Annotated in this window: 23 protein-coding genes; 4 read left to right on the plus strand and 19 right to left on the minus strand. The window is 34.1% G+C overall.

Features of this window, described 5'->3' with window-relative positions; genetic code table 11:
* Positions 1-50: 50 nt before the first annotated feature.
* From lpxA to EK417_RS20070, 4 genes are all read right to left on the minus strand, one after another.
* Positions 51-845 carry an acyl-ACP--UDP-N-acetylglucosamine O-acyltransferase gene (gene lpxA, locus EK417_RS20055; RefSeq protein WP_076596575.1) on the minus strand — a complete coding sequence of 265 codons (795 nt, stop codon included), beginning with the start codon at positions 843-845 and terminating at the stop codon, positions 51-53.
* Entirely contained in the window at positions 846-2,243 is a 1,398-nt protein-coding gene (locus EK417_RS20060) for a bifunctional UDP-3-O-[3-hydroxymyristoyl] N-acetylglucosamine deacetylase/3-hydroxyacyl-ACP dehydratase (RefSeq protein ID WP_076596576.1), read from the minus strand.
* Complete coding sequence (lpxD, locus tag EK417_RS20065; protein ID WP_076596577.1) at positions 2,236-3,267, minus strand: UDP-3-O-(3-hydroxymyristoyl)glucosamine N-acyltransferase; 1,032 nt, start codon at positions 3,265-3,267, stop codon at positions 2,236-2,238. The genes EK417_RS20060 and lpxD overlap by 8 nt, the downstream gene beginning before the upstream one ends.
* A gap of 71 nt (positions 3,268-3,338) precedes the next feature.
* The gene (locus EK417_RS20070; RefSeq protein ID WP_076596578.1) at positions 3,339-4,565 is read right to left on the minus strand and encodes an HD domain-containing protein; all 1,227 of its coding nucleotides are present in this window, start codon (positions 4,563-4,565) and stop codon (positions 3,339-3,341) included.
* A gap of 293 nt (positions 4,566-4,858) precedes the next feature.
* Here EK417_RS20070 and EK417_RS20075 point away from each other — a divergent pair, with 293 nt between their 5' ends.
* The 4 genes from EK417_RS20075 (at position 4,859) to EK417_RS20090 (ending at position 9,470) form a co-directional block, all read left to right on the plus strand.
* Positions 4,859-6,442, plus strand: a complete 1,584-nt coding sequence (locus tag EK417_RS20075; RefSeq protein WP_168802048.1) for a S41 family peptidase — start codon at positions 4,859-4,861, stop codon at positions 6,440-6,442.
* Between the two features lie 132 nt (positions 6,443-6,574).
* Positions 6,575-8,119 carry a T9SS response regulator signal transducer PorX gene (gene porX / locus EK417_RS20080; protein ID WP_136523172.1) on the plus strand — a complete coding sequence of 515 codons (1,545 nt, stop codon included), beginning with the start codon at positions 6,575-6,577 and terminating at the stop codon, positions 8,117-8,119.
* Between the two features lie 121 nt (positions 8,120-8,240).
* Positions 8,241-8,618: an MliC family protein gene (locus EK417_RS20085; RefSeq protein ID WP_076596581.1), complete on the plus strand. Its 378-nt coding sequence runs from the start codon at positions 8,241-8,243 to the stop codon at positions 8,616-8,618.
* 87 nt (positions 8,619-8,705) lie between these two features.
* Positions 8,706-9,470: an exodeoxyribonuclease III gene (locus tag EK417_RS20090; RefSeq protein WP_110367156.1), complete on the plus strand. Its 765-nt coding sequence runs from the start codon at positions 8,706-8,708 to the stop codon at positions 9,468-9,470.
* A gap of 70 nt (positions 9,471-9,540) precedes the next feature.
* Here the strand turns inward: EK417_RS20090 and EK417_RS20095 are convergent, their stop codons facing one another.
* From EK417_RS20095 to EK417_RS20165, 15 genes are all read right to left on the minus strand, one after another.
* Entirely contained in the window at positions 9,541-9,918 is a 378-nt protein-coding gene (locus EK417_RS20095; RefSeq protein WP_076596583.1) for a septal ring lytic transglycosylase RlpA family protein, read from the minus strand.
* A 527-nt stretch (positions 9,919-10,445) separates the two neighbouring features.
* Positions 10,446-11,198, minus strand: a complete 753-nt coding sequence (locus EK417_RS20100; RefSeq protein ID WP_181446086.1) for a hypothetical protein — start codon at positions 11,196-11,198, stop codon at positions 10,446-10,448.
* A 34-nt stretch (positions 11,199-11,232) separates the two neighbouring features.
* Positions 11,233-11,862 (minus strand): phage tail-like protein, encoded by a 630-nt coding sequence (locus EK417_RS20105; protein WP_136523173.1) that lies wholly within the window; start codon positions 11,860-11,862, stop codon positions 11,233-11,235.
* Between the two features lie 398 nt (positions 11,863-12,260).
* The gene (gene rimO / locus EK417_RS20110) at positions 12,261-13,562 is read right to left on the minus strand and encodes a 30S ribosomal protein S12 methylthiotransferase RimO (protein ID WP_076596586.1); all 1,302 of its coding nucleotides are present in this window, start codon (positions 13,560-13,562) and stop codon (positions 12,261-12,263) included.
* A 95-nt stretch (positions 13,563-13,657) separates the two neighbouring features.
* A complete protein-coding gene (gene rfbC / locus EK417_RS20115; RefSeq protein ID WP_076596587.1) occupies positions 13,658-14,203 on the minus strand; it encodes a dTDP-4-dehydrorhamnose 3,5-epimerase in 546 nt (181 codons plus the stop codon).
* 14 nt (positions 14,204-14,217) lie between these two features.
* Positions 14,218-14,787, minus strand: a complete 570-nt coding sequence (locus tag EK417_RS20120) for a sugar transferase (RefSeq protein ID WP_136523174.1) — start codon at positions 14,785-14,787, stop codon at positions 14,218-14,220.
* A 15-nt stretch (positions 14,788-14,802) separates the two neighbouring features.
* Positions 14,803-15,939 (minus strand): aminotransferase class I/II-fold pyridoxal phosphate-dependent enzyme, encoded by a 1,137-nt coding sequence (locus tag EK417_RS20125; RefSeq protein ID WP_136523175.1) that lies wholly within the window; start codon positions 15,937-15,939, stop codon positions 14,803-14,805.
* Between the two features lies 1 nt (position 15,940).
* Positions 15,941-16,582: an acetyltransferase gene (locus EK417_RS20130; RefSeq protein WP_076596590.1), complete on the minus strand. Its 642-nt coding sequence runs from the start codon at positions 16,580-16,582 to the stop codon at positions 15,941-15,943.
* Between the two features lie 2 nt (positions 16,583-16,584).
* Positions 16,585-17,190 (minus strand): sugar transferase, encoded by a 606-nt coding sequence (locus EK417_RS20135; RefSeq protein WP_076596591.1) that lies wholly within the window; start codon positions 17,188-17,190, stop codon positions 16,585-16,587.
* Positions 17,191-17,231: 41 nt separating this feature from the next.
* A complete protein-coding gene (locus EK417_RS20140; RefSeq protein WP_076596592.1) occupies positions 17,232-18,413 on the minus strand; it encodes an O-antigen ligase family protein in 1,182 nt (393 codons plus the stop codon).
* 35 nt (positions 18,414-18,448) lie between these two features.
* Entirely contained in the window at positions 18,449-19,681 is a 1,233-nt protein-coding gene (locus EK417_RS20145) for a glycosyltransferase family 4 protein (RefSeq protein ID WP_136523176.1), read from the minus strand.
* 13 nt (positions 19,682-19,694) lie between these two features.
* A complete protein-coding gene (locus EK417_RS20150; RefSeq protein WP_136523177.1) occupies positions 19,695-20,867 on the minus strand; it encodes a hypothetical protein in 1,173 nt (390 codons plus the stop codon).
* 102 nt (positions 20,868-20,969) lie between these two features.
* Complete coding sequence (locus EK417_RS20155) at positions 20,970-22,799, minus strand: glucosamine 6-phosphate synthetase (RefSeq protein WP_136523178.1); 1,830 nt, start codon at positions 22,797-22,799, stop codon at positions 20,970-20,972.
* A 13-nt stretch (positions 22,800-22,812) separates the two neighbouring features.
* Entirely contained in the window at positions 22,813-23,964 is a 1,152-nt protein-coding gene (locus tag EK417_RS20160) for a glycosyltransferase (RefSeq protein ID WP_076596596.1), read from the minus strand.
* Positions 23,957-24,586, minus strand: a complete 630-nt coding sequence (locus EK417_RS20165; protein ID WP_168802049.1) for a hypothetical protein — start codon at positions 24,584-24,586, stop codon at positions 23,957-23,959. The genes EK417_RS20160 and EK417_RS20165 overlap by 8 nt, the downstream gene beginning before the upstream one ends.
* Between the last annotated feature and the right edge of the window lie 152 nt (positions 24,587-24,738).

Genomic DNA, 24,738 nt, shown 5'->3' on the forward strand with positions numbered 1-24,738 from the left:
GGCTGGCAAGCAAACAGGCAGATTTGCAAATTTGCTTTTTAGCATTTCTCTTAATTACTCTCTTTACCGGTTCCGTACCCTTTTACGATACCTCTTGGTGAGTTTTGAATAAACTGTAAGATTTCATCTCTTTCAGCCGTTGGAAGCATTTCTTTTTCAATATGGGAAATAGCCTGGGAAACGTTCATTTTCATCTGGAAGATGGCTCTGTAGATTTTCTGGATTTCAAAGATCTTTTCATTCGTAAATCCTCTTCTTCTTAAACCCACAGAATTAATACCAGCATAAGACATAGGCTCTCTTGCTACTTTTACGTAAGGCGGAATATCTTTTCTTACCAGAGTACCTCCGGAAATCATGACATGTTTTCCGATTTTACCAAATTGGTGAACTGCTGACAGACCTCCCATTACGGTATAATCACCAATTTCCACATGTCCCGCAATACCACAACCGTTTACAATGATAACGTGATCTCCAATAACGCAATCATGGGCAATATGCGAAGTAGCCATAATAAGGCAGTTCGCTCCTATTTTAGTATATCCCAAAGCCTTTGTCCCTCTGTTTACGGTAACACACTCTCTGATTGTTGTGTCATCACCGATAATTACCTGGGTATCTTCACCATCAAATTTCAGATCCTGAGGAATTGCAGATATTACGGTACCGGGAAAAATCCTACAGTTTTTTCCTATTCTTGCGCCATCCATAATGGTTACATTAGGACCAATCCATGTTCCTTCTCCTATTTCTACATCCCCTGCAATGGTAGTGAAAGGTTCTACGATTACATTTTTGCTGATTTTCGCACGTTTATCAACGGCTGCTAATTGATGAATCATTTAATCAACTTTATTTTTTGCGACTTGAGCCATAAGCTCTGCTTCTACTGCTACTGCATCTCCTACATATCCATACCCCTGCATATGCACAATTCCTCTTCTGATAGGCTCAATCAATTCAATTTTGAATATAAGTGTATCTCCTGGAATTACTTTTCTCTTGAATTTCACCTTATCAATTTTGATGAAATAAGTAGAATAGTTTTCAGGATCCGGAACGCTTGCCAATACAAGAATTCCTCCTGTCTGTGCTAATGCTTCTACCTGAAGAACTCCAGGCATTACAGGTTCTTTAGGGAAGTGTCCCACGAAGAAAGGTTCGTTCATTGTTACATTTTTCAAACCTACAACGTGAGAGTCTGAAAGTTCAAGAACCTTATCAATCAATAAGAACGGAGGTCTGTGAGGCATAAGCTTCATAATTCCGTTGATATCGAATACTGGTTCTTTTGTCAGGTCAAAATCCGGAACGTTTTTCTTTTTCTGCAATTTCCACTGGCGGTTTAGTTTTTTTGCAAACTGGGTATTCACATAGTGTCCCGGTTTGTTGGCTATAACTTTACCTTTTATTTTTACTCCTGCCAGAGCAAGGTCACCAATTACATCCAGTAATTTGTGTCTCGCTGCTTCGTTAGGATAGTTTAAATTAAGATTATCAAGAATACCGTTTGGTCTGATGGATACATTATCTTTTCCAAAGGCTTTCTTTAATTTTTCTGTTGTTTCAGGAGTAAGATCTTTATCTACATATACAATTGCATTGGAAATATCTCCACCTTTGATCAAACCATGATCTAAAAGCATTTCCAATTCATGCAGGAAGCTGAATGTTCTTGCTGATGAGATTTCGTCTTTAAATTCTGAAATATTTTTAAGAGTAGCATTCTGAGTACCTAATACTTTAGTCCCAAAATCTACCATAGTAGTAACTTCGTAAGTATCTGAAGGAATGATGGTGATTTCCGAACCTGTAGCCGGATCACTGTACGTAAGAACTTCTTTTACCACAAGATATTCTCTTGCAATGGTTTGTTCTGCTACTCCAACACTTTCGATTGCTTCCACAAAGTATTTTGAGGATCCATCCAAAATAGGAGGTTCAGAGGCATCCATTTCTAAAATTGCATTATCAATATCGCAGCCAACAAGGGCAGCCAAAAGATGTTCGCAAGTGGTAATTTTTACGCCTAATTTTTCTAATGTAGTTCCTCTTTCAGTTGCTACAACATAATTTACATCAGCTTCTACCTGAGGATGTCCCTCCAAGTCTGTTCTTACAAATACAAAACCTGTATTTTCTTTAGCAGGTTTAATGGTCAGTTTTACTTCTTTACCCGTATGAAGGCCAATTCCAGAAAGAGTTACCTCTTGCTGAAGTGTTTTTTGCATATCACTCATTAGTATTATCTTTTGAGTTATTCTCAAGATTATTTATTCTGTTTACTATTCCAGGTAAGTTCCTGAAATGAACATAACTCCTTAAATAGTCATTGTAACTGATTGCGGGTGAACCATACAATGTTTCTCTGTCATTAACACTGGAATTCACGCCACTCTGAGCCTGAATTTTCACCTGATTTCCTATTTTGATATGTCCTACAACGCCTACCTGGCCACCAATCTGGTTCCAGTCACCGATAGTTGTAGAACCAGCAATTCCTGCTTGTGCAGCAATTACGTTGTTCTGACCAATTTTCACATTGTGGGCAATCTGAATCAAATTGTCAATTTTGGTTCCTTTTCCGATGACAGTAGAGCCAATGGTAGCTCTGTCAATACTGCAATTTGAACCAATTTCTACATCGTCTTCAATAATTACATTTCCAAGCTGTGGTATTTTTTTGAAGCCTTCAGCTGTTGGCTGGAAACCAAAACCATCACCTCCGATTACGGTATTGGAATGAATTACACAGTTATCCCCAACAATACAGTAGTCGTAAATTCTGGCACCACTGTCTATCTTACAGTTTTTACCAATTTTCACTCCTTTTCCTATATATACATGTGGATAGATCTGTGATCCTTCCCCTATCTTAGCTTTCTCGGAAACATAAGTAAATGCTCCGATATAGGCTTTATCACCTATGACCGCTGAGTCATGAATAGATGAACCATTCTCAATACCTTCTTTTCTTCCCTGCATTTCCTGATATAAATTCATCAGAATCTGAAAAGAAAGATAGGCATCCTTTACAACGATTAAGGTAGGGTTATAATGATTTTTCTCCAGAAGTTTTTCCGAAACGATGATAACAGAGCATTTTGAGCTGTCCAAAAAATGAGAAAACCGATCTTGTGCTATAAAAGAAAGATGTCCTGATTCCCCATTTTCAATTGGTGAAACTCCCGTAATAAGTGCGTTCTCGTCACCTATTATTTTTCCGTCAATAAAACTTGCAATTTGCGAAGCTGTAAATTCCATATTCTGCAAAGATAAGAAATTCTATAATTTGCAAACATGTTTTAGTTTCAGATCGTAAATTTTAATATTCTTTAAGAGTCCAGTATGGAGATATCTCTTGGAAACATAAGGATATAGCGGGTTGTTTTATTTACAATCAACCCTGATAAAAGCTGATCTTCCGACTCATGCAGCCTTGTTCTCCTGCCATTTTTATGCAGTAAATAGATGGGTTGTTTCTCTGCATGATAAGGCAGTAATCTTCTTTTAATTTCATGAACCAATTCATTACCATTATCAATTCCGAAAAGTTCATTGCTCTTTTTTATTTTTTCTTTAATTATTTCCTGGTCAAATGGATGTGATGAAATAATGGTTTTAGGCAGATTTCTCTGAATTACACATTGACACCAATACGACAAAACAAAGTCATCCGAATTCTGCCATTCTTTCATTGCCTGGATCACATCATTGTCATCAAGTTTTGTAAATCGCTCTATATCTTCATCCGTTGCAGCACTCTTTTCACGGTATAAGAAATATTGCAGATTATCCGTTGCGGGAAGTTTTGCTCCCTGAGAAATCAGATACTTTGCTCTTTCAAGGATTTTCACCAAAAGAAACTCTGCCAAAGCTGAAGTTTTATGATAATATACCTGCCAGTACATAAACATTCTGGCCGTAAGGAAATTTTCAATGGAATAAATCCCTTTTGCATCAATTACCAGTTCGCCTTCTTCACAGACATTCATCATAGAAATAATTCTCTGCGTATTAATATTTCCTTCAGACACTCCTGTAAAAAAGCTGTCTCTTTTAAGATAGTCCAAACGGTCAACATCCAATTGGGAAGAGATCAGTTGATTGAAAAATTTTCTGTGATATTTCCCCTGGAACATTTCAATAGCCATTGAAAGCTGACCTTCAAATTCTTCATTTAGTTTATTCATCAATAATAAAGAAAGGTTTTCATGATGCCAGTCATCCATCAGCATACTTTCCAGCGCATGTGAAAACGGACCATGACCAATATCATGCATCAGAATGGCCAGCATCGCTCCTTTTTCTTCTTCCTCAGAAATTTTCACTCCTTTCTGCTTCAATGTTTCCAGCGCGGTAAACATCAGATGCATTGCTCCAAGAGCATGGTGAAACCTTGTATGGGTAGCCCCTGGAAATATCAGGTTCAAAAGCCCGGTCTGCCCGATTCTTCTTAATCTCTGAAAGTAGGGATGCTCAATGATATCAAATAAAATTTCGTGTGGTATTTTTATAAATCCGTGAACGGGATCGTTGATGATTTTTAGCTTATTCTGCATTGAAACGTCAGTATTAGTAAACAAAGTTAGGCATTTTAAAGTTTAGCCTTTCATTAAATTACTATTAAAATATTGGCATAAGCCGTTGATCTACCCAATATTCTCATCAAAAACATCATCATATCAATTGTAGAAATTTTCTTCCGGATATTTTTTTTCAATTCAATATTTTTTGAAAACCTTTTGCGTCTGTTATATTAAAGGATTATCTTTGAGAGAAAACGCTACAACCTTTAATGAGAAAACATTCTCTTTTTCTTTTATTACTCTTAAGTTTAAATTTTTCCGCACAAATGATCACTGAGACTCAGAAGTTGGAATCTCTGTGCAGAGTTTGGGGATTTTTAAAATATTACCACCCTCATGTAGCCAAAGGGAATCTGAACTGGGACAAGGAGCTTTTTCAAAAGATCAATGAACTTGAAAATATTAACGATAAGGAATCTCTCAATAATTTGTATTCCGAATGGATTGAAAGCCTCGGAGAAGTCCCGCGCTGCAAAGAATGTTCAGTTAAAGATCAGAAAGTGTATTTCCTTAAAAATTTTGATCTGCGCTGGATAGATAATTCGCAAATTTTCTCAGATGATGTATCTCAAAGCCTCCGCTATATTGAAAATAACAGGAATCTTGAAGACAATCACTATATTGGAAAAAGTGGAAGAAAAATATATTTCAGGAATGAAAAATCCTATGGTTCTAAATTTACTTCTAAAAGGAATAGTTTACTGGAGTTATTCAGATACTGGAATTACGTAGAATATTTCTTTCCCTATAAATACGAAACCGATCAGAACTGGAATGATGTCCTTACAGAAATGATCCCAAAATTTCTAATGATTGATAATGATGAAAATTTTCATTTGGCATTGGCAGAGCTGGTCACTAAAACGGATGACTCACACGCCTATATTTCGTCAAAAGAAATTCAACTTAATTTGTATGGTCAGCGAAAAATCCCGGTAGAATATTCCTATGCTGAGGGGAAATTAGTGATTACAAAAATTAATACCACTCGATCCAGACATAAAAGTCCTCTGCATCCGGGAGATGTCATTTATGATATTGAGGGAAAAACTATTCCGCAAGTGATCAACAGTTTGGGAAAATATGTACCCGCTTCCAACTCATGGGGTAAAGTCAGCAAAATAAAAGAAAAGCTTCTCTTCAGCAACAATGATTCTATTTCCGTAAAGATTGAAAGAGAAGGTCAAAACCTGGAAATAAAAACCAGAACATACCTTACTAAGGATATTATTCATGAAAAAATTCCGGTTCTGAAAAAATGGAAGTTTATGGATAATGAAAAGAAAATCGGGTACGTGAATATGGGAATTACAGAAAAGGAAGATCTCGATGAAATGTACAGCAGTTTAAAATCTGCCAAATCCATTATTTTTGATCTTAGGAATTATCCCAGACAAACGATCATTCCATTAAGTCACCTTCTTCTTCCTAACCTCTCGGTTTATTATCAGTTTACTTTTCCTGATACCAGCTATCCCGGCAAATTCTACAGCAGAGAAAATGTCACCGGCAGAAAAAATCCTGAATACTATAAAGGAAATGTCATCGTTTTAGTAGATGAGAATACCCAAAGCCAGGCCGAAACTACAGCAATGATGCTCAAACAGCATCCTAAGGCGAAAATTATCGGGAGTAATACTTCGGGAGCCAACGGAGATGTTATTGTTTTTAAAATTGCTGATCTTAATACGAGGTTTACAGGTCTTGGTGCTTATTATCCTGATGGCAGAGAGACCCAAAGAATCGGAATTATTCCTGATATCCTGATAAAACCAAGTATAGAAGGAATAAAAAACGGAAAAGATGAAGTGCTGGAAAAGGCTTTAGAGTATATAAAAACCACTGATTAAATGAATAGAAAATGTGAATTATTTTACCGTATTTTCATTTAACTAATATTTAACTTTTAATCTTTCGATTTTGTGAGATTTTAAAAGGAATTGGTCAACATTTTGATACTATAACCATGTAAAAAATAAATTATGTCAGAAAAGATATTATGGATTGATGATGAAATAGATTTACTTAAACCTCATATCGTATTTTTAGAAAAAAAGGGTTACCAGGTAACCCCTGTAAATAATGTGAACGAGGCTTTGGAGCTTATGGATTCAGAAAAATTTGCTTTAACGCTAATTGATGAAAATATGCCGGGTATTTCCGGCCTGGAGGCTATTCCTATGATTAAGGAAAAAGATAATGCCTTAAAAATTGTCATGGTTACCAAAAGCGAAGAAGAACATATTATGGAAGAGGCTATCGGTTCCCAGATTGCCGACTATATATTAAAGCCAGTAAACCCTAATCAGATATTACTTTCCCTAAAGAAAAACCTTCAGGAGGATAATCTGGTTGAACAAAAAACAATTTTACAATACCAGCAGGAATTCAGAAACCTTTCGATGGAGCTTTCTTACCTGAGAACGTATCAGGAATGGGCTGAGTATTATAAAAAGATCCTTAGCTGGGAAATCAAATTTGATAAGGTAGCAGACAATGAGTTTGCAGATCTTCTGCAGTCTCAGAAAGAAGAAGCAAATATTCAGTTTGCTAAATTCATTGAGAAAAATTATGAAAACTGGCTTACAGATTCGGATAAACCCATGATGAGCCATACACTTTTCAAGGAAAAAGTGAAACCTGAAGTAGAAAAAGAGAAAGTTCTTTTACTGATGGTAGACAACCTTCGTTATGACCAGTGGAAAGTAATTGAACCTTTATTTACAAAATATTACAATAAAATATCGGAAGATTATTACTATAGTATTCTTCCTACGGCAACACAGTATGCAAGAAACTCTTTCTTTGCGGGATTAATGCCATCCGAGATTGAAAAACGTTTTCCGGATAAATGGTTCAATGATAATGAAGAAGGAAATAAAAATGAATTTGAACGTGATTTCCTGGAAGACCAAATGAAAAGAATTGGTCTTGCATCAAAATCGATGAAGTATCTTAAAGTACTGAATGCTGATTTTGAAAGAAAGATCTACGATGATTTCAATCAGCATAAAAATAATGACCTCCTGGTCATTGTATACAACTTTATTGATATCCTGTCACACGCGAAAACAGACAATCACATAGTAGATCAGCTGATCCGTGATGATAAGACTTTCCGTTCTCTTACCTTCAACTGGTTTGAAAATTCTTCTTTATTGAAGATCATTAAAGCGGCTGCAGAAAATGGCTATAAGCTGGTTATCACCACAGATCACGGAACCGTATACGTTAAAAAACCAAGTAAAGTGGTGGGAGACAGAGAAACATCTACCAATATCAGATATAAAACCGGTAAAAGCTTAACGTACGATGACAGTGATGTATGGGCCATTACCAATCCGGAAAAACTTTTCCTTCCCAAAGGAAACCTGAGTTCGAAATATATTTTTGCTAAAAACAATATATTCCTGGCTTATCCTAAAAATTACAATCATTTTGTAAATTACTATAAAGAAACTTATCAGCATGGAGGAATTTCACTGGAAGAATGTATCATTCCTATCAGCTTATTAGAACCCAAGTAGTTTTTTTCATAGTTTATTTAATTTTGGGTTAAAGGCGGAAAAAATCGAATGATTTTTTCCGCCTCTTTTTTAAGGCACTCATTTTGCATTTCAGAAGGCAACCTTAAATAAATATAATCTTATGAAAAAGCACATTTTTATTACAGCAGCATTCGCAACATTATTTTTAACTTCATGTAATAAAGAAAAGAAAGCAGCAGATTCCACATCCACTACTGCAGACAGTATTGCTTCTAAGCCTTCTGATTCAGCAGCTGTTCCAGGAACTCAGGATGAAATTGTAAAAAGTACTTCGAAGGACAGCAGTGGAAAAACATTGGACATGACTTTCAATAACACCCAAAATACAGCTACAGTAATTTTCAATAATGAAACAATTGAACTACAGGGGCAAAAGCCTGCATCAGGAATATGGTATAAGAATGATCATTATGAGCTGAGAGGAAAAGGCGAGCAAATAGAACTGACAAAAGACGGTAAAACAGTTTTTAAAAATTAAGATTACTCATTCAACATATAAAAGCCGGCCTTGAAATTCAAAACCGGCTTTTTTATTTCCCTACATTTGAAAAAATTTATTTTGTTTATGAAATTAATCACTTATAATGTCAACGGCATCAGAGCTGCTTTTACAAAAGATTTCCTGGGCTGGCTTAAAACTGCCGATCCGGATATCATCTGTATTCAGGAAAGCAAGGCCGGAAATGATCAGATAGATATCGAAAGCCTTGAAAAATTAGGGTATCACAGTTATTGGCATTCTGCAGTAAGAAAAGGCTACAGCGGGGTCGGAATTGCTTCAAAAATAAAACCTAATCATGTAGAGTATGGTTGTGGTATCGAAAGCTATGATAATGAAGGAAGAATCATCCGGGCAGATTTTGACGGATTTTCTGCTATTTCAGTCTATGTTCCTTCTGCATCTAATATTGAGAGGCTGGATTTTAAAATGCAGTTTTGCCATGACTTCCTTGAGTATATCAAGAATTTAAAAAAAGAAATTCCTAACCTCATTATATCAGGTGACTTTAATATCTGCCATGAAGCTATCGATATTCACAACCCTGTTGGCTTAAAGAATGTTTCCGGTTTTCTTCCTATGGAAAGAGAGTGGATGACCAACTTCATCAATGAGTGTGAACTGATTGACAGCTTCAGATTCTTTAATAATGAACCGGATCATTATACGTGGTGGAGCTACCGACAAAATTCAAGGGAAAGAAATAAAGGCTGGAGACTAGATTATAACTTCACTTCCTATAGTTTAAAAGATAAGCTCACAAGGGCCGTTATTTTAAAGGAAGCTGTACATTCTGACCATTGTCCTGCATTACTGGAATTGGATGTATAATCAACAGGACATTCATCCATACAAAAAGCCAGCTGAATCAGCTGGCTTTTTTTTAATTTAAATCATAAGATTAATCGACAATTTCATATTCGACTGGGATAGTACCATGATTGATATCTCCAATCTCATCGAACGCAGCTTTAGACATGTCTAATGCTCTTGATGAAGGGCCACCATAAGGGCCTCGGTCATTAATTCTCACTATAACCTCTTTACCATTTCTAAGGTTAGTTACCTTAACGTTTGTTCCAAATGGAAGCGTTCTGTTTGCTGCAGTAAACTTTGAGTTATCAAAGATTTCTCCGCTGGCGGTTTTTCTACCGTTAAATCTATCGTGGTAGTACGATGCATAACTTGTTTTTTTCGCATCTGAGGTATTACTTGTAAATGAGTAAACACCTAGGGTTGAAATCATCATTATGATTACGAGAATGAATCTTTTCATCATTTTGAACTTTTATTGGTTTTGACGGGACAAAAGTATCAGGAATCTTTATAAAAAACTACTCAATATGTTAAAGACAGTTAATAAAACCTTAAATAAACGTTAACGACCTTTGTCATATACTATGAATAGGGCTTTCAGACTACATTGTTAAAAAACGTTAAAAAAAAGCTTTAAAAGTTAACATAATTAACTAATTATTGCATAATTTAAAAATTTAAAATTCAAAATCAATTCAAAATCAAGAACTTACAAAACGCGTAATGTTAAGATCCAAGTTTAAAAATTTATACTAATAAATGTAAAGTCATAAAATCTGCCTTTGAAGAAAACAGGTAACACAGCCTGTTCAACCTTATAAAACAATATTTATGGATCAAAATTTTAACGTCTATATATTCTGTTAAAATTTAAAGTCTGATCATTATTTTAATAATCTCCGTATCAAGAATAAAAAATGGTTAACATTGTATCTATAAAAGCAAAAAACCAATGATCTCTCATTGGTTTTTATTATGTAATTAAAATTCTTATTTTAAATATTCCAAGACATAATCATATGTTCCATTCGGATATACTACAGACATGCTAGGAGAACCAGTAATTGCATTACCGGCAGTTGTAGCAATTGTATAAGAATATAAACTTCTATCGTAAACAACGTTTGTACCTGCTTTATAGATAGTGATTCCATACATTGCAGTCATTCCTGTAGGAGAAGGAATATTAACAGCTGTAGAAGTTCCATTTGCTGTAAAAGTTCCTTTGATTGCATAAAGTTGCTTATCTCCTGTTGGAGTATTGATAAGGGTATTGGTTGTTGTTTCTGTCGTTCCAATGGTTACTTTTGGTGAAGCACTAAGTGGAACCCATCTTCCTGTTGTTGCAGAAAAGTTACCAGAAGTAGGTCCTGCAGTTGGATTAGAGAAATAGTAAAATCCTGGTGTAACAGCTTGAGTTCCGATCCCTGACCCTGTAGCTGGAGTATTACCAGTTCCTGTATTATAAACAATCATACCATCATAAGCAGTAGGAAAGTTATCCTCATCGCCCGTTGTTGATGCAAATGTAAAATTAGTTAGATTAGTTCTGGGAAAAACCAAACCTTTTCCATCTTTAGTGTTAGCATCATCACTGAAACCATTGGTAGCACCCGATGCATCCATAAATGCTGATTGCCCCTGAATATTTCCACTAGCAAATCCATTAGTTCTTAATTGAGCTTTAGAATATTGTGATATTGCTAATGCAGAGGCAACTATTAGTAAAAATTTTTTATTCATGACTTATATGTGTAAAAGTTTAATAAGGATAATATTATTGAGCTGAGAAAGATTGCCAATTGGTACCATCAGATACAAATGCAATACCTCTACCAGCTACTTGAATAGCGTTTACAGAAGTAGGACTAATTCCAGCAATTGAGATATTTTGAGTACCTATTCTAACAAGGGTTATAGTTTTTCCTTTATTACTCGCAGTGGCTGGAAAAGCAGTAAGGTCTGCAGAATTACCTGTAAGGAATACATATCCATTTAAATCTGCCGCAGTAAAATCATTCCCTGTAGTAGAAGTTCTAACGTTAGCTGATGGGTTTACTGTTCCACCTCCGCCAATTCCTCTCCAGACATTATTACCATTTGTTCCATCATAATAGTAGAATCCAGGAGCTGTAACATTTACAGTTTTACCTACACCAGTACCTCCAAGTCCAGTTACAAAAACTAAAGCTCCATTCTGAGCGCTTGCAGCAGTAGCATTACCATCAGCATAAGCTGCGTTCTTATTTTCTAGTTCTGCTCTAGATAAACGAGGGACTAATAAGGCATCAGGTCTTGTATTGTCTGTAGTATTGGCTACTACGTCTAATGTTGCGGCAGGTGTGGTTGTGTTAATCCCCACTCGCCCCTGTTGAGCCTTAGAAACGGCCGAAAGGCCAACAAGCATAATTGCTGTTAATAAAATTTTTTTCATAAGTTTTTAAAGATTTTTAATTACATTTTTTTCATCAATATTTTCGAAAAAAGAATATGTATCTCAACTTGTGAATATCAGATCAAATCTAAAACAATCTGATAATTATTTCAATTAAGTTTTAGCTACTTTTAATATTAACTAATTGAAAAACACATCATTTAAAAATATCGTTTCTTTCGCAAATTTAAGACATAATTTTTGAATTTATATACTCTATAAAAGAAAAATTAAAAAACCTAGATTAAGCAAAATTGCAAAACATTGAATATCAGCCATTTAAAAATATGCTACTGAAAAAATTCTATATTAATTATAATTAATAATTTAATTTTAAACATGATATTTTCGTTTGATTAATAAGCATTTAGCTAAACCAAATCTCCGTATAAATCGAATTCTTCGGCAGAGGTAATTTTAACATCCGCAAATTCACCAATGGAAATATAAGTATTTTCAGCTGAAACCAAAACAGTATTATCTACATCCGGTGAATCATACTCTGTTCTTCCGATGAAATAATTCCCTTCTTTACGGTCGAAAATACATCTGAATACTTTACCGATTTTTTCCTGATTTTTTTCCCATGAAATCTGAGACTGCAATTCCATAATTTCTTCTACTCTTGCCTCTTTTACTTCCTGTGGAATATCATCTTCCAACACATAAGCGGTGGTATTTTCTTCGTGAGAATATGTAAAGCAGCCTAATCTGTCAAACTTCTGCTCTCTTACCCATTCTTTAAGCTCCTGAAATCTTTCTTCTGTTTCACCCGGATACCCGACAATCAGTGTTGTTCTGATTGCCATATCAGGAACTTTCTCTCTGAATTTTCCTAAAAGGGCATTTGTTTTCTCATGGGTAGTTCCTCTCTTCATAGACTTCAGCAAATCTGAATTGATGTGCTGAAGAGGAATATCTATATAATTACAGATCTTAGGCTCTTCGCGGATAATATCAAGAACATCTTCAGGGAAACCGCTTGGAAAAGCATAATGAAGACGAATCCATTCTACTCCTTCTACTTTTACCAACTCTTTTAGGAGGTCTCCCAATGCTCTTTTTTTATAAAGATCCAACCCATAGTAAGTAAGATCCTGAGCGATAAGAATTAATTCTTTGGTTCCCTTTTTTGCCAGTTTCTGAGCTTCTAAAACCAGTTTTTCGATTGGAGTTGAAATATGGCCTCCTCTCATCAGCGGGATAGCACAGAAAGAGCATGGTCTGTCGCAACCCTCAGAAATTTTAAGATATGCGTAATGTTTTGGAGTTGTTGTTAATCTTTCTCCTACCAGTTCATGTTTATAATCTGCTCCAAGATGCTTTAAAAGTACCGGAAGGTCTCTGGTTCCGAAATATTGGTCTACATCAGGAATCTCTTTTATCAAATCCGGTTTATATCTTTCAGATAAACATCCTGTAACAAATACTTTCTCAACCTCGCCTCTGTTTTTGGCATCAACATAATCAAGGATGGTATTGATAGATTCTTCTTTGGCATTATCAATAAATCCGCAGGTATTGATGACCACGATGTCCCCACGGTCTTCGTGAACCACTTCTTTGCCATTGGCTTTCAGCTGGCTCATTAATACTTCAGAATCATATACATTCTTGGAACATCCAAGAGTGACCACATTGATTTTCTTCTTCCCTACAGATTTTGTACGCATCGTTTTGATTTTGAGTCTGCAAAGATACAAAATATTGGAGAGTTAAGATTAAAAAATGAAAACCACTTTATAAAAGTGGTTTTCAGGGATATACTTTAAAAGTTTTTTTCTTTAAATCCAGGGGCATTCTGGTCTTTTTCTGAAAGTACGGCATCTTTTTCCTCTATCTTCCAGTCGATATTAAGATCCGGATCATTGAATTTCACACTGCCTTCTGATTCTTTGTTATAGAAATTGTCACATTTATAAGAAAATACAGCGTGGGTACTCAGTACAGAAAAACCGTGTCCGAACCCTCTCGGTACATAAAGCTGTAATTTATTTTCAGCAGTAAGTTCTACTCCGAACCACTTTCCGAATGTGGGAGAATCTTCTCTAAGGTCTACAGCCACATCCCAAACGCTTCCTTCAAGGCAGGAAACCAGTTTTGCCTGAGCATGTTCTCCTTTCTGAAGATGCAGTCCTCTCAATACTCCATAGGAAGATTTGGAAATATTATCCTGCACAAAGTGTCCGTTCATTCCGGTAAGTTCTTCGAATTTTTTTTCGTTGAATTTTTCAAAGAAGTAGCCTCTTTCATCTTCAAATATAGTAGGCTCTATGATGTAGCAGTCTTTAAGCGGGGTTTCTTTAATTTTCATAATAGTCAAAAACTCTATTTCAATGTGGTTATTAATGTTTTAAACAAGATCTTTGTATCGTTTTTGAAAGACATATTTTCAAAATAGTCCAGATTCATTTTTACTTTGTTCGGAAACAATACTTTATCATTATAAGCTAAAGGATCTTCCTGGTTGTTCAGAAGGTATTCTTCGTCTCTGTACTTAATGCTTGCTTCGCAGGTAAGCCCTGGTTTGAGTTCCAGAACTTTCCTGTCTTCTCCGACAAGTTTATCGTAATAGCCTTCAATATCAGGTCTGGGACCTACAAAACTCATATCCCCTTTTAAAATATTAAACAGTTGCGGAAATTCATCAAGCTTAAATTTTCTGAGAGTCTGCCCTACTTTTGAACATGTTCTTTTCTGCTCATGAATTGTTTTAATTTTAAAAATGGTAAAGGGTTTTCCATACTGCCCTATCCGGGTCTGAAAAAAAATTCCATTGGAAGAGGTGTCCAAACTTGCAATTACAAATAAAATAATCAGTACAGGCATAAGAAAAAGGATCAATATTGCCGCCAAGACAAAATCAAAAACTTGTTTCCAATATTTATACTGATTCATTAAATTCAAATGATATTAAATTCCAAAGTAAGCATGAACAACCTTTGCTATTCTTTCTCTGTCGCCGTCTGACAGATTAGAACCTGAAGGAAGACATAATCCGTTGTCAAAAAGTTTTTCAGAAACATTCCCGCCATAATAAGGGGAAGTTTCAAAAACCGGTTGTAAATGCATGGGTTTCCAAAGCGGTCTTGATTCTATATTATCTTCTAAAAATGCGAATCTTAAACCTTCTCTGTCTTTTCCTATAATTTCCGGATCAATGATCACTGCAGATAGCCAATGATTGGAATAAAAATCTTCTCCGGGTTCTGAAAATACTGTTACCCCTTCAATATTACTGAAAAGATCCTTATAGAAATTATGCATTGCTCTGCGGGCAGAAACTCTGTCTTTAAGCACTTCCATCTGTCCTCTTCCTATTCCTGCTACAATATTGCTCATTCTGTAGTTGAACCCAATTTGTGAATGCTGATAGTGTGGTGCGTTGTCTCTTGCCTGCGTGGAAAGGAAAACGGTTTTATCTTTATCTTCCTGAGTATGACAAACCAAAGCTCCGCCTCCTGAAGTGGTAATAATTTTATTTCCGTTAAAACTTAAAATACCAAAACGTCCGAATGTTCCACATGCCTGTCCTTTATAAGTTGAGCCAAGAGCTTCTGCAGCATCTTCTATCACAGGAATCTGAAACTCCTGAGCAATGGCTGTAATTTCGTCCATTTTTGCCGGCATACCGTAAAGGTGAACTACAATGATTGCTTTAGGTTTTGTTCCTTTCTGAATTCTGTCTTCAATAGCTTCTCTTAATGCTTTCGGGCACATATTCCATGTAACAGGCTCACTATCCACAAAAACAGGTATTGCTCCACAATATGCAATTGGATTGGCTGAAGCAGAAAAAGTCATGGATTGGCAGATTACCTCATCCCCATGTACAATTCCGCATTCGATAAGAGCAAGGTGCAATGCTGCGGTACCTGCAGAAAGTGCAGCCACTTTTGCATTTCCACCTAAAAACTGTTCCAGATCGTTTTCAAATCCGTTGACATTTGGTCCCAATGGGGCTACCCAGTTTTCTTCAAAAGCTTCGTTGATATATTTTTGTTCATTCCCACCCATATGTGGTGAGGACAACCAGATTTTAGTATTCATATTAATCGTGAAATTTTATAGGTTTAGCTGGAATTCCTACTGCGGTACAGTTGGCAGGAAGATTTTTATACACTACTGCTCCTGCTCCGACAATAGTATTTTCACCAATCTCAAGAAGATTTATAATTTTTGCTCCAGTCCCTACATATACGGCTTCATTTATTACAACTTCTCCAGAGATATTAACTGTCGGCATGAACGAGCTATAATTTTTTATTATTGTATCATGTCCTACCGTACAGGAAAGATTAAGAATTACAAAATTTTCAATCACGATATTTATCGTAATAATAACACCTGCACAAATAATATTTCCTTTTCCAATTTGGATATCATCCTGCCCAATAATTACTGATGGATGAATTAACGTTGGAAATTCAATATTCGGATTATTTATCCTTTGTATAATTTTTTTCTTGGTCTTAGGATCTCCAATTGCTACTGCAATACATAAGAACTCCTTCACTTCATTTATTTTTTCAACCTTTCCTAAGTAGGGAACTCCATTAATATCATGATCATAGTGTTTGTCATCATAAAAACCATAAATTTCGTATTGCTTTTCTTTTTGATTGATATGATCGATCAGCATTTTCACCTCACGTCCAAATCCTCCTGCTCCAATAATTGCTATTTTTTTCATTTTTAAATATTTCCTTTAAACGGTTCCATAGTTGCTTGTCCTTCTTGTGAAATGCCTTCTCTAATAAATACTTTTTTTGCTGTAAGGAAAAAGATCCTAAGATCAACAATAAATGATATATTTTCTACATACCATAGATCATAATCAAATTTTTGATTCCATGATATTGCATTTCTTCCATTTACCTGCGCCCATCCTGTAATTCCAGGTCTTACTTCATGCCTTCGTGCCTGACGCTCATTATAAAGCGGCAGATATTGTACAAGAAGAGGTCTGGGACCAATCAGTGACATATCTCCTTTCAAAACATTGATTAACTGTGGAATTTCATCCAAAGATGTTTTGCGAACGAATGAGCCTATAGGTGTTAATCTTTCTGCATCTGATAAAAGGTTTCCGTTGGAATCCTTTTTATCATTCATTGTTTTAAACTTTATAATTTTAAATATTTTTCCGTTTTTCCCTGGTCTTAACTGGAAGAAAAAAGGTTTCCCATCATTGGATAGGAACAATCCTACCATCACAACAAGAAAAATCGGAAGCAATAAGGTAATTCCCATCAGAGAGAATACAAAGTCGAAAAACCTCTTTAAATAATTTTTATACATTCTTAAAAGTTAGATCTGTTCGTCATAATACTTGGTGGCTTTTACTCAATTCTTTTTGTTTTTGCTGTATAACTAATACCAATAATTATTGAACTAAAGTACAAAAATTCCGGTATATTAAAAAGATTACAAGATGTCTGTACGAGCGTAAAATATTGCAAAAATAAAGCAAAAATAACTTTATAGTATATATTACTTTTGTTTATGTTAAAGAAAATAGAAGCATTTTGGAATACTGGCAAAAATTTTATAAAATAAATAATTAACCCTAGAATACCGGTAGCCATTAAAAGTTCTAAAAAGATGTTATGCGGATGAACTCCATCTTCAAATAAAATTCTTCCTCCTACAAAAGGATTTGAATTAAAAATTTCAAGTGCTCCTCTATATAATGGTTCTCTGCTTGAGGTATCTCCCTTGGCAAGCCAATTATACATTCTGTTGAAACTTGTTATTAAGCTGTCTCCATATTGTTCATGGAGAAAAATAAGTCCTACAAATAATAAAAGTAATGTAATGGCGTATAACAGATATTTCTTGTTTCCTTTTAAAAGAACCATATAAAAAGAGCTTACAGCAATGGCAATTAAAGGACTCCTCGCCATAGATTGTATTACATTAAAAAGCCCTAAAAAAAGACAAAAGAATAAAAAATATGATTTATAATCTTTTTTGCAAAATAAAAGCAGAAATAAAGAAATAATAAACAATGAGGCTCCTATATGACCATACATAATGTAGTATGTACTAAAAATATGATCTAAATTGATATATCCATAAATATAATTGACAACAAGAAGACCACATAAAATAAAGAGACAGTACTTTGTAATACTTTTGAAATCTACTTTATTATAATTAATACATAATAATGCTGCACCAGGAAGGAGATTCATAAATAAGATTCTGAAGATATCCTCATTCTCCAATATTATTACATCCTGGTTAAAAGAATAATTATTAAACGAATATATAAGCTTGATGATGTAAAAAATCCAAAATCCAACAAGGCTTATCAATGAAATATTTTTAAAACTAATATTTCTCCTTTCTTTATAAATTATGAATACAGAAAATACAATAATAAAAATCCGATACGGTATAGAAAAGCTCCTTGGATTCATTTCCAAAGGCTTTGCGAAAGAAATAGCAATGGTATTTCCTACCATAACAGATAAAAGGAATAGTTTATAAATAAAATTTTTATCAATAGCAATTTTCAAAATAAAGTCTGTTTTTTATTTCAGCCAGTGCAAAGCTAGTTCTTTTGCTTTACAGAATGAAATAAAATAGCATCCATATATTTTTTCCCCAGTACCGGATACGTTCTGTTTTCAAAAATCCATTTTCTTCCTTTATCACCTATCTCCATCCTTTCTTCCACACTCATATTGCCATAATATAAGATTGCATCTTTGATATCCTCTGCAGAGGTACTGTTGATAAACTTACCACAATCAGCTTCATTAATCATGGAAGGATATCCGGTATAAGAAGCTATAATAGGTTTCGCTGCCAACATATATTCCACAACTTTATTCATAGATTGACCGTAGTCCCATACTTTTGAATCTTTAGTAGACAAATACAGAATATCGCAAGCATCAAGAAAATATTTAACTTCACTTTGCTGAATTCTTTGTAAAAATGTTACATTGGAACAATCTTTTAGCGTTTCTTCATAGGATGCTCTAAGATCACCACTTCCAACAAGTACAAAATGGATATTATTATCGTCCTTCATCATTTTTACAGTTTCAATAAAAGGCTCCAATGCATTAGTAACCCCCATACTTCCTGCATAGCCAACAATTATTTTGTCTGATGGTATTATGTCTAAAAAAGGATTTCTTTCTTTTAGGAAGTCTTCAGAGTAGTTTTCAGGATCAAATCCCAATGGAGAGCAATGAAAGGGTCTTTGATATCCCAATAACTGCTCTACATGCAAATCTAATCTTGGCATTGTTCCTGCTACCAGATCAGATTTTTTGTATCCAAATTTCTCAATAAATCCTATCAATAAAACAAGAGGATGCCATTTGGAAAACCCAGCCTCTTCCGTCATTGTTAAAGGCCAGATATCACGAATTTCAAAAACTAAAAAACTTCCAAATTTCTTTTTTAGATAATACCCATAAATAATGGTAAAAATCGAAAGTGATGAAACAATAACAACATCAGGTTTTGCCATGTTTGAAAGTTTCATAGAGAAAAGCTTTCTTTCAAAATCAAACCATGATAATATTCTGTCTTTAGATGCTGTTCTGATATATTTTTTTGTTTTAATCCACCTTATAGCTACTTCATCCTGTTCTTCATCATTATAAATTTTGTCAGTTTCAGGACAATTGGCAAAATGATTGGCATCTGAAGTTATTAATAATGCTTCGTTGCCTAGTTTTTTAAATTCCCTTGCCAGATAGAATAAGCGTGATGGAGCTTTTGCGTATTGAGGAGGTGAGGCATATTTGGAAATTAACCAGATATTCATTTATTTATTTATTTTATTTTAAGTTTACAATTTCTTGGAAATATCCTTTGTTTTCATTGATAAATGGGTTTTGATTGGAATAAAATGAGTATTTGAGTGAAATTTTTTCATACATCATATTTACCTCGTTTGTATTTAGCATCTTCCACCACCCGTAGAAAATATGGGTATAATCTTCAGAAGGTGATAATCCCTTATCTCCTTTTTTAAGATTACTTCTAAAGTTACTATTATTGCCATCAACAAAATTATTGAACGAATAAGTTCCGTTTGTAGAATTATATACTGCAATATTATTCAGTAATAGTTTTGAAAGCAATATATTAAGTTTATCCAGGTAGTTAAATTTTGTGTAATCCGACTGGAATGCTAATTTCAAAATATAGAGATAAGCCGGCATTCTTGAAAAGTGAGAGGCATCCCAATTAACACTCTGATTTCTTTTAAGGACTACATCCTGAAAATTAGGATGATCTTTCCAGACATTGGGCTGCAAATACCATACATTATCCTGAAATACAACTTTTTTCTGCATCACCTGATAAAAGAGGTTTCTAATGTTAATCAAATCTCTAGTATTAGTAAGTGAGGTATCTTTTTCAATAAGTGAAAGACTCACTCCTGTTCCCATAATATAAAGTTCAAGATCAGTAAATGCACTATAATAACTCATATCTCCATTATATTCACCACTCAGCAGATACTCTACTCTTTGCTTTACTCCGTAAAATTTTCTTGATTCTGCTTCCCAAATATTTGCATAGGCATTGTTCCAATAGTTTAGTATCTCCTTTTTGATGAAATTAAACATTTTGGTCTTTTCCGCATCACCGCGTATTCCACTTCTTCTGAGATATTCGGAAACTGTAAAATAGAAAGTTCTTTTACTTAAATCATCTATATCTGATCTATTTTTTATGGTAAGTAGTTTTTCATAAGTAAAAAACACCTGTAGTCTTTCTATAACATCCTGATTTTTGGTATCATAAGCATATTGTACAGGAATATACAAAAAAGCTGCACAATCATAAGCTGCATTAGGCCAGTTTGCCATTTTTGTTTCAGAAGCAAAAATATCATTATAATAATTGATAAGATTAACGATTTCTGTAGTTTTCAGATTTTGTTGTCTGAATACAGGTTCTACAGATATTAATGATGATTTGCTTACAGATGCTTGTACCATCAAGCAAGTGCTGATGGTACAAAACAAAAAAATAAAAATAAACCTAATTTTATAAATTAATACGTTTTTCATCTATAAGTAGGCATTTGTAATTAGCATCTATTATTGCTTATATAATTTTGGAATATTGTTAACTATTTTTATCACGCGTTCAAAATCCAGTCCTAAAGTATCTAAATACCATCTGATGTTCTGATAACGTGGAGCATTCTCTATTTCAACAAGTTCTAGTGCTCTTTCTCTTGTCATTTGTCCTTCTCTGATCTGATTGCTTCTAAACGTATCATGTTCTGTAAAACCAGCTACAGTATAATATACATAGTTATAAAAGGCAGCAGTTCCATCTCCGATTCTCCAGGTCGTGGTAGTATCTATTGCTTTCTCCCAATCATAATCATTTAAAAGAGTATTATCCACCTGCTCTTCATCCCATCTCCAATAATCAAATATATGGTAGTAATCCTGTTTTTCTGTGAAACTACGATAATATTCACCAGACAAAGTATCCCAAAGTGAGCTATTAAAATACCCTGGACTCTGCATCATTGCTCTGAACCTCTTAGAATGGTATCTCAACTGTTTCATAGCACCATGACTATACACTCTTTTTTCTTCAAAATCAGGTTCAATATCTAAAAACCCTGTTTTAAAGTGTGTTACTTCCAATGGATTTACTCCCCAAAGATTAAGATTGATTCCAGTTTGTTTCTTTATATCTTCTACATATCTGAAGAAATGTTTATCTCCTGCAGTAAGCATTGCCATCATTCCTAAGTGAGGAGACTTCAGCCATGCTTCAAGATTCATTCTGATATTCTTTCTTTTGAGTGAAATATCTGCTGCAACAATAATGTTTTCTACCCCAAGATCTGCACACATACGGCTGATATTTCGTCTTCCAAGGTCTGTTACCATTCCCCAGTCATAGGTATAAGTAACAGGTTTCATTTCCAGTTCTTTTACAATAAGGTGTAACCCATAGCAGCTATCTCTACCTCCTGAAAAAGGAACGATACAATCTAATTCTTTTCCTTTTCTTCTGTAAGGTTCAACCAATTTAAATAATTCTTCTTTTGGTTTCGGATTATTTCTTGGTTTATAATTTTTACAATAATTACATACTCCAGCCTCATCAAATTTTATGAAGGGCATTGTTTCCGGTAGTATACATTTTGTACATCTCTTGATATTTATCTTTTTATATTCCAGTAGACCTTCTTCAATAGTATTAAATTTAAATTCAGGAATTAAATTCTCTACTCTGCTTTTCTCATCTACTATAGTCAGTTTTTCTTCTGAAACAGGAATATCAATAATCATAGCTTCATCTTTTATCTGGCTGATATTCTCACATCCGATAATTTTAAGGCCATAATTTTCTGAGGCAAAATACGTTTTATCTTCATTGTACCCTACATATAGGCTTCCATTATTGGAAAAAAGAAGCAATTTTCCTTTTTCCGGCAGTACAAGAGCACATGCAATAACACCTCTGCATAAAGAAAGTATTTCTTTGGGAAGGTCTTCAATTTTATTCTCCTTATTGCTAAGAAATTCTTCTGCAATAGCTACAATAGCTTCAGAATCAATTTTAAGCTGCCTGCTTACTGATAATTTGCTCCAAACTTCTTCTTCATTGACAATAATACCATTGTGGATAGCACATATATTTCCTCTCACCACGGGCTGATTATCACCCAAACCATTAGTAATCAATCTACTATGACCTAATACAACATTATTATTATACGGCTGTACTTTGTTCAGTAATTTCTCAATACTATAATCAGCTCTGTTTACTTTATAGTTATTGTTTTGATAATAGATCAAACCACTGGAATCCACTCCTCTTTGTTCGGAATGTTTTACCAGAGTTTGAAACTTCTGCTTGTTGATATGAGTCTTTGATACGACTCCAAAAATTCCACACATTTGTCTTTATTATTTATTCTTTATTTTTTAAAATATTATTATACATTTTTAATAACTCACTTTCCTGAAAGTTCCAGCTAAGCGGGTAAAGGTCTGTTTTGAGCCTATTGTCCAAATCTGAATGTTCAACCTGTTTTACAATTTCAAATAAATTTTCAGCATTTAAGCTACTACATTTTCCTAAATCATATTCATCCACAATTTTTCTAATATCCGGAAAATCTGACGCTAAAATATATAATTCTGAAAAAGCATATTCAAATAATTTATTGGGAAGACAATAATAATCACTTAAAGAAACAGCTTCTACCAGACAAAGCCCTACATCTGCAGATGTAGACACCTCTACAACCTGATGATGCGGAACTGCCGGATGATAATGAATATTATCGTTATTAAGCGCTGCTTTTTTTATTTGATCAACATACTCACCATAGCCAATAAAAACAATGTGTGAATCTACTTCTTTTCTTTGAAAAACATCCAAATACAAATGTACACCTCTTCCTACTTCACTTATTATTCCCAGATATAGAAATATTTTTTTCCCTTCAGGAATATTAAATTTTTCTCTGAGATAATTATTTTTACTATTTTCTCTGGGAGAAGTATCAAGCAATGGCGAGTTTAATATCAATAGACTTTTCTTTTTCCCAAGATTTTTATCATACCAATCAATAATGGATGGGCTTACACTAATTAGTATATCTATATCTTTCCATAACATTTTTTCAATGAAAAGTGTATATTTTGATAGTATTTTTGATTGGCCTGCCTTATCTGATTCCAGTTCATGAGCGTCATAAATGAGTTTTGAACGGCAAAATAATTTAATTATTTTTGCAATAGGTAAATACAGTGTATCATGACAATGGATAACATCCGGTTTGTATTTGATTCCTGGAAAAACCATCCTGATAAATGCCTCTATAAGATTAAGAAAATATCTGACAGGCCTTGGTAAAAATTTAAGATTTTTTGTAGCAATATTAAATACCCTGATAAAAGGTATTTGCTCTGTTTCATATTTATGTCCTTCAGAGTCATCAATTCCATAGGCTACCAGAGTTGTGTTTTCAATTTTTTGGACTGCCTTCAGCTCCTTTAAAATCCTACTGTCGTATCGGATATCTGTGGGTGAAAGATGAAGTATCTTTTTATTCATTATTTTTAGTATATCTAGGCATTAAGTAAAGTAAAAAGCAAACTGCCAGAAATCCTCCTGAAATAAGTGCTGTAAAAAAAGCACCATTAATAAATAGAATTCCAAAAGAAAAACTGGAAATCAAATATATTCTTGCATCTAATTTAAAGCTTGACATATCAAATACTCTCAGGAAAAAAGCTCTTACAAAAGGAAATACAAGTAAAGAAGCCCATCCAAATTGTGCATAATCACTCCCTATCAAACCCGTATTGGAAGACATTTCCGGATCGTTAAAATAAGTTGCTGCTATTATATAAGGGGAATTGTTTTTATGATTTACTGTTGTTTCGAACCAGTGTCCAAAATGCTCACGAAGGTAAAGTAATTCATGAGTTGAAAAGTAATCATAATGACAATAGGCTAATAATGTAGGTGTGAAAAAGGTTCTTGAATAAAGACCTGCAATACTGATCTGAACATTCTCACTTCCAAATATGACAAAAAAGATTAAAATACTATTGAAACCAATAAATGCGTGCAGAAGGTACTTATTATATTCTTTTTTATAAAAGAAATAAATAAGTATCGTCATGATCAATAATACGAAATCTGTCTTATGCGCTCCAAAAGAATACATCATTAAGCCAAAGAAGAAAAACAGACAGCTAAGAAAAACATTTTTTTGTATCAGATAATACATAAAAGAAATCGTAATAAACATACTTGATATTGGCCGGAGATAATTAATGAAGGAAGGCATATTTAGCTCACTGACTTTTGCGCGTATTTCAT

Origin of the sequence: Chryseobacterium candidae (genome assembly GCF_004916905.1) — a bacterium.
Classification (GTDB): Bacteria; Bacteroidota; Bacteroidia; order Flavobacteriales; family Weeksellaceae; genus Chryseobacterium; species Chryseobacterium candidae.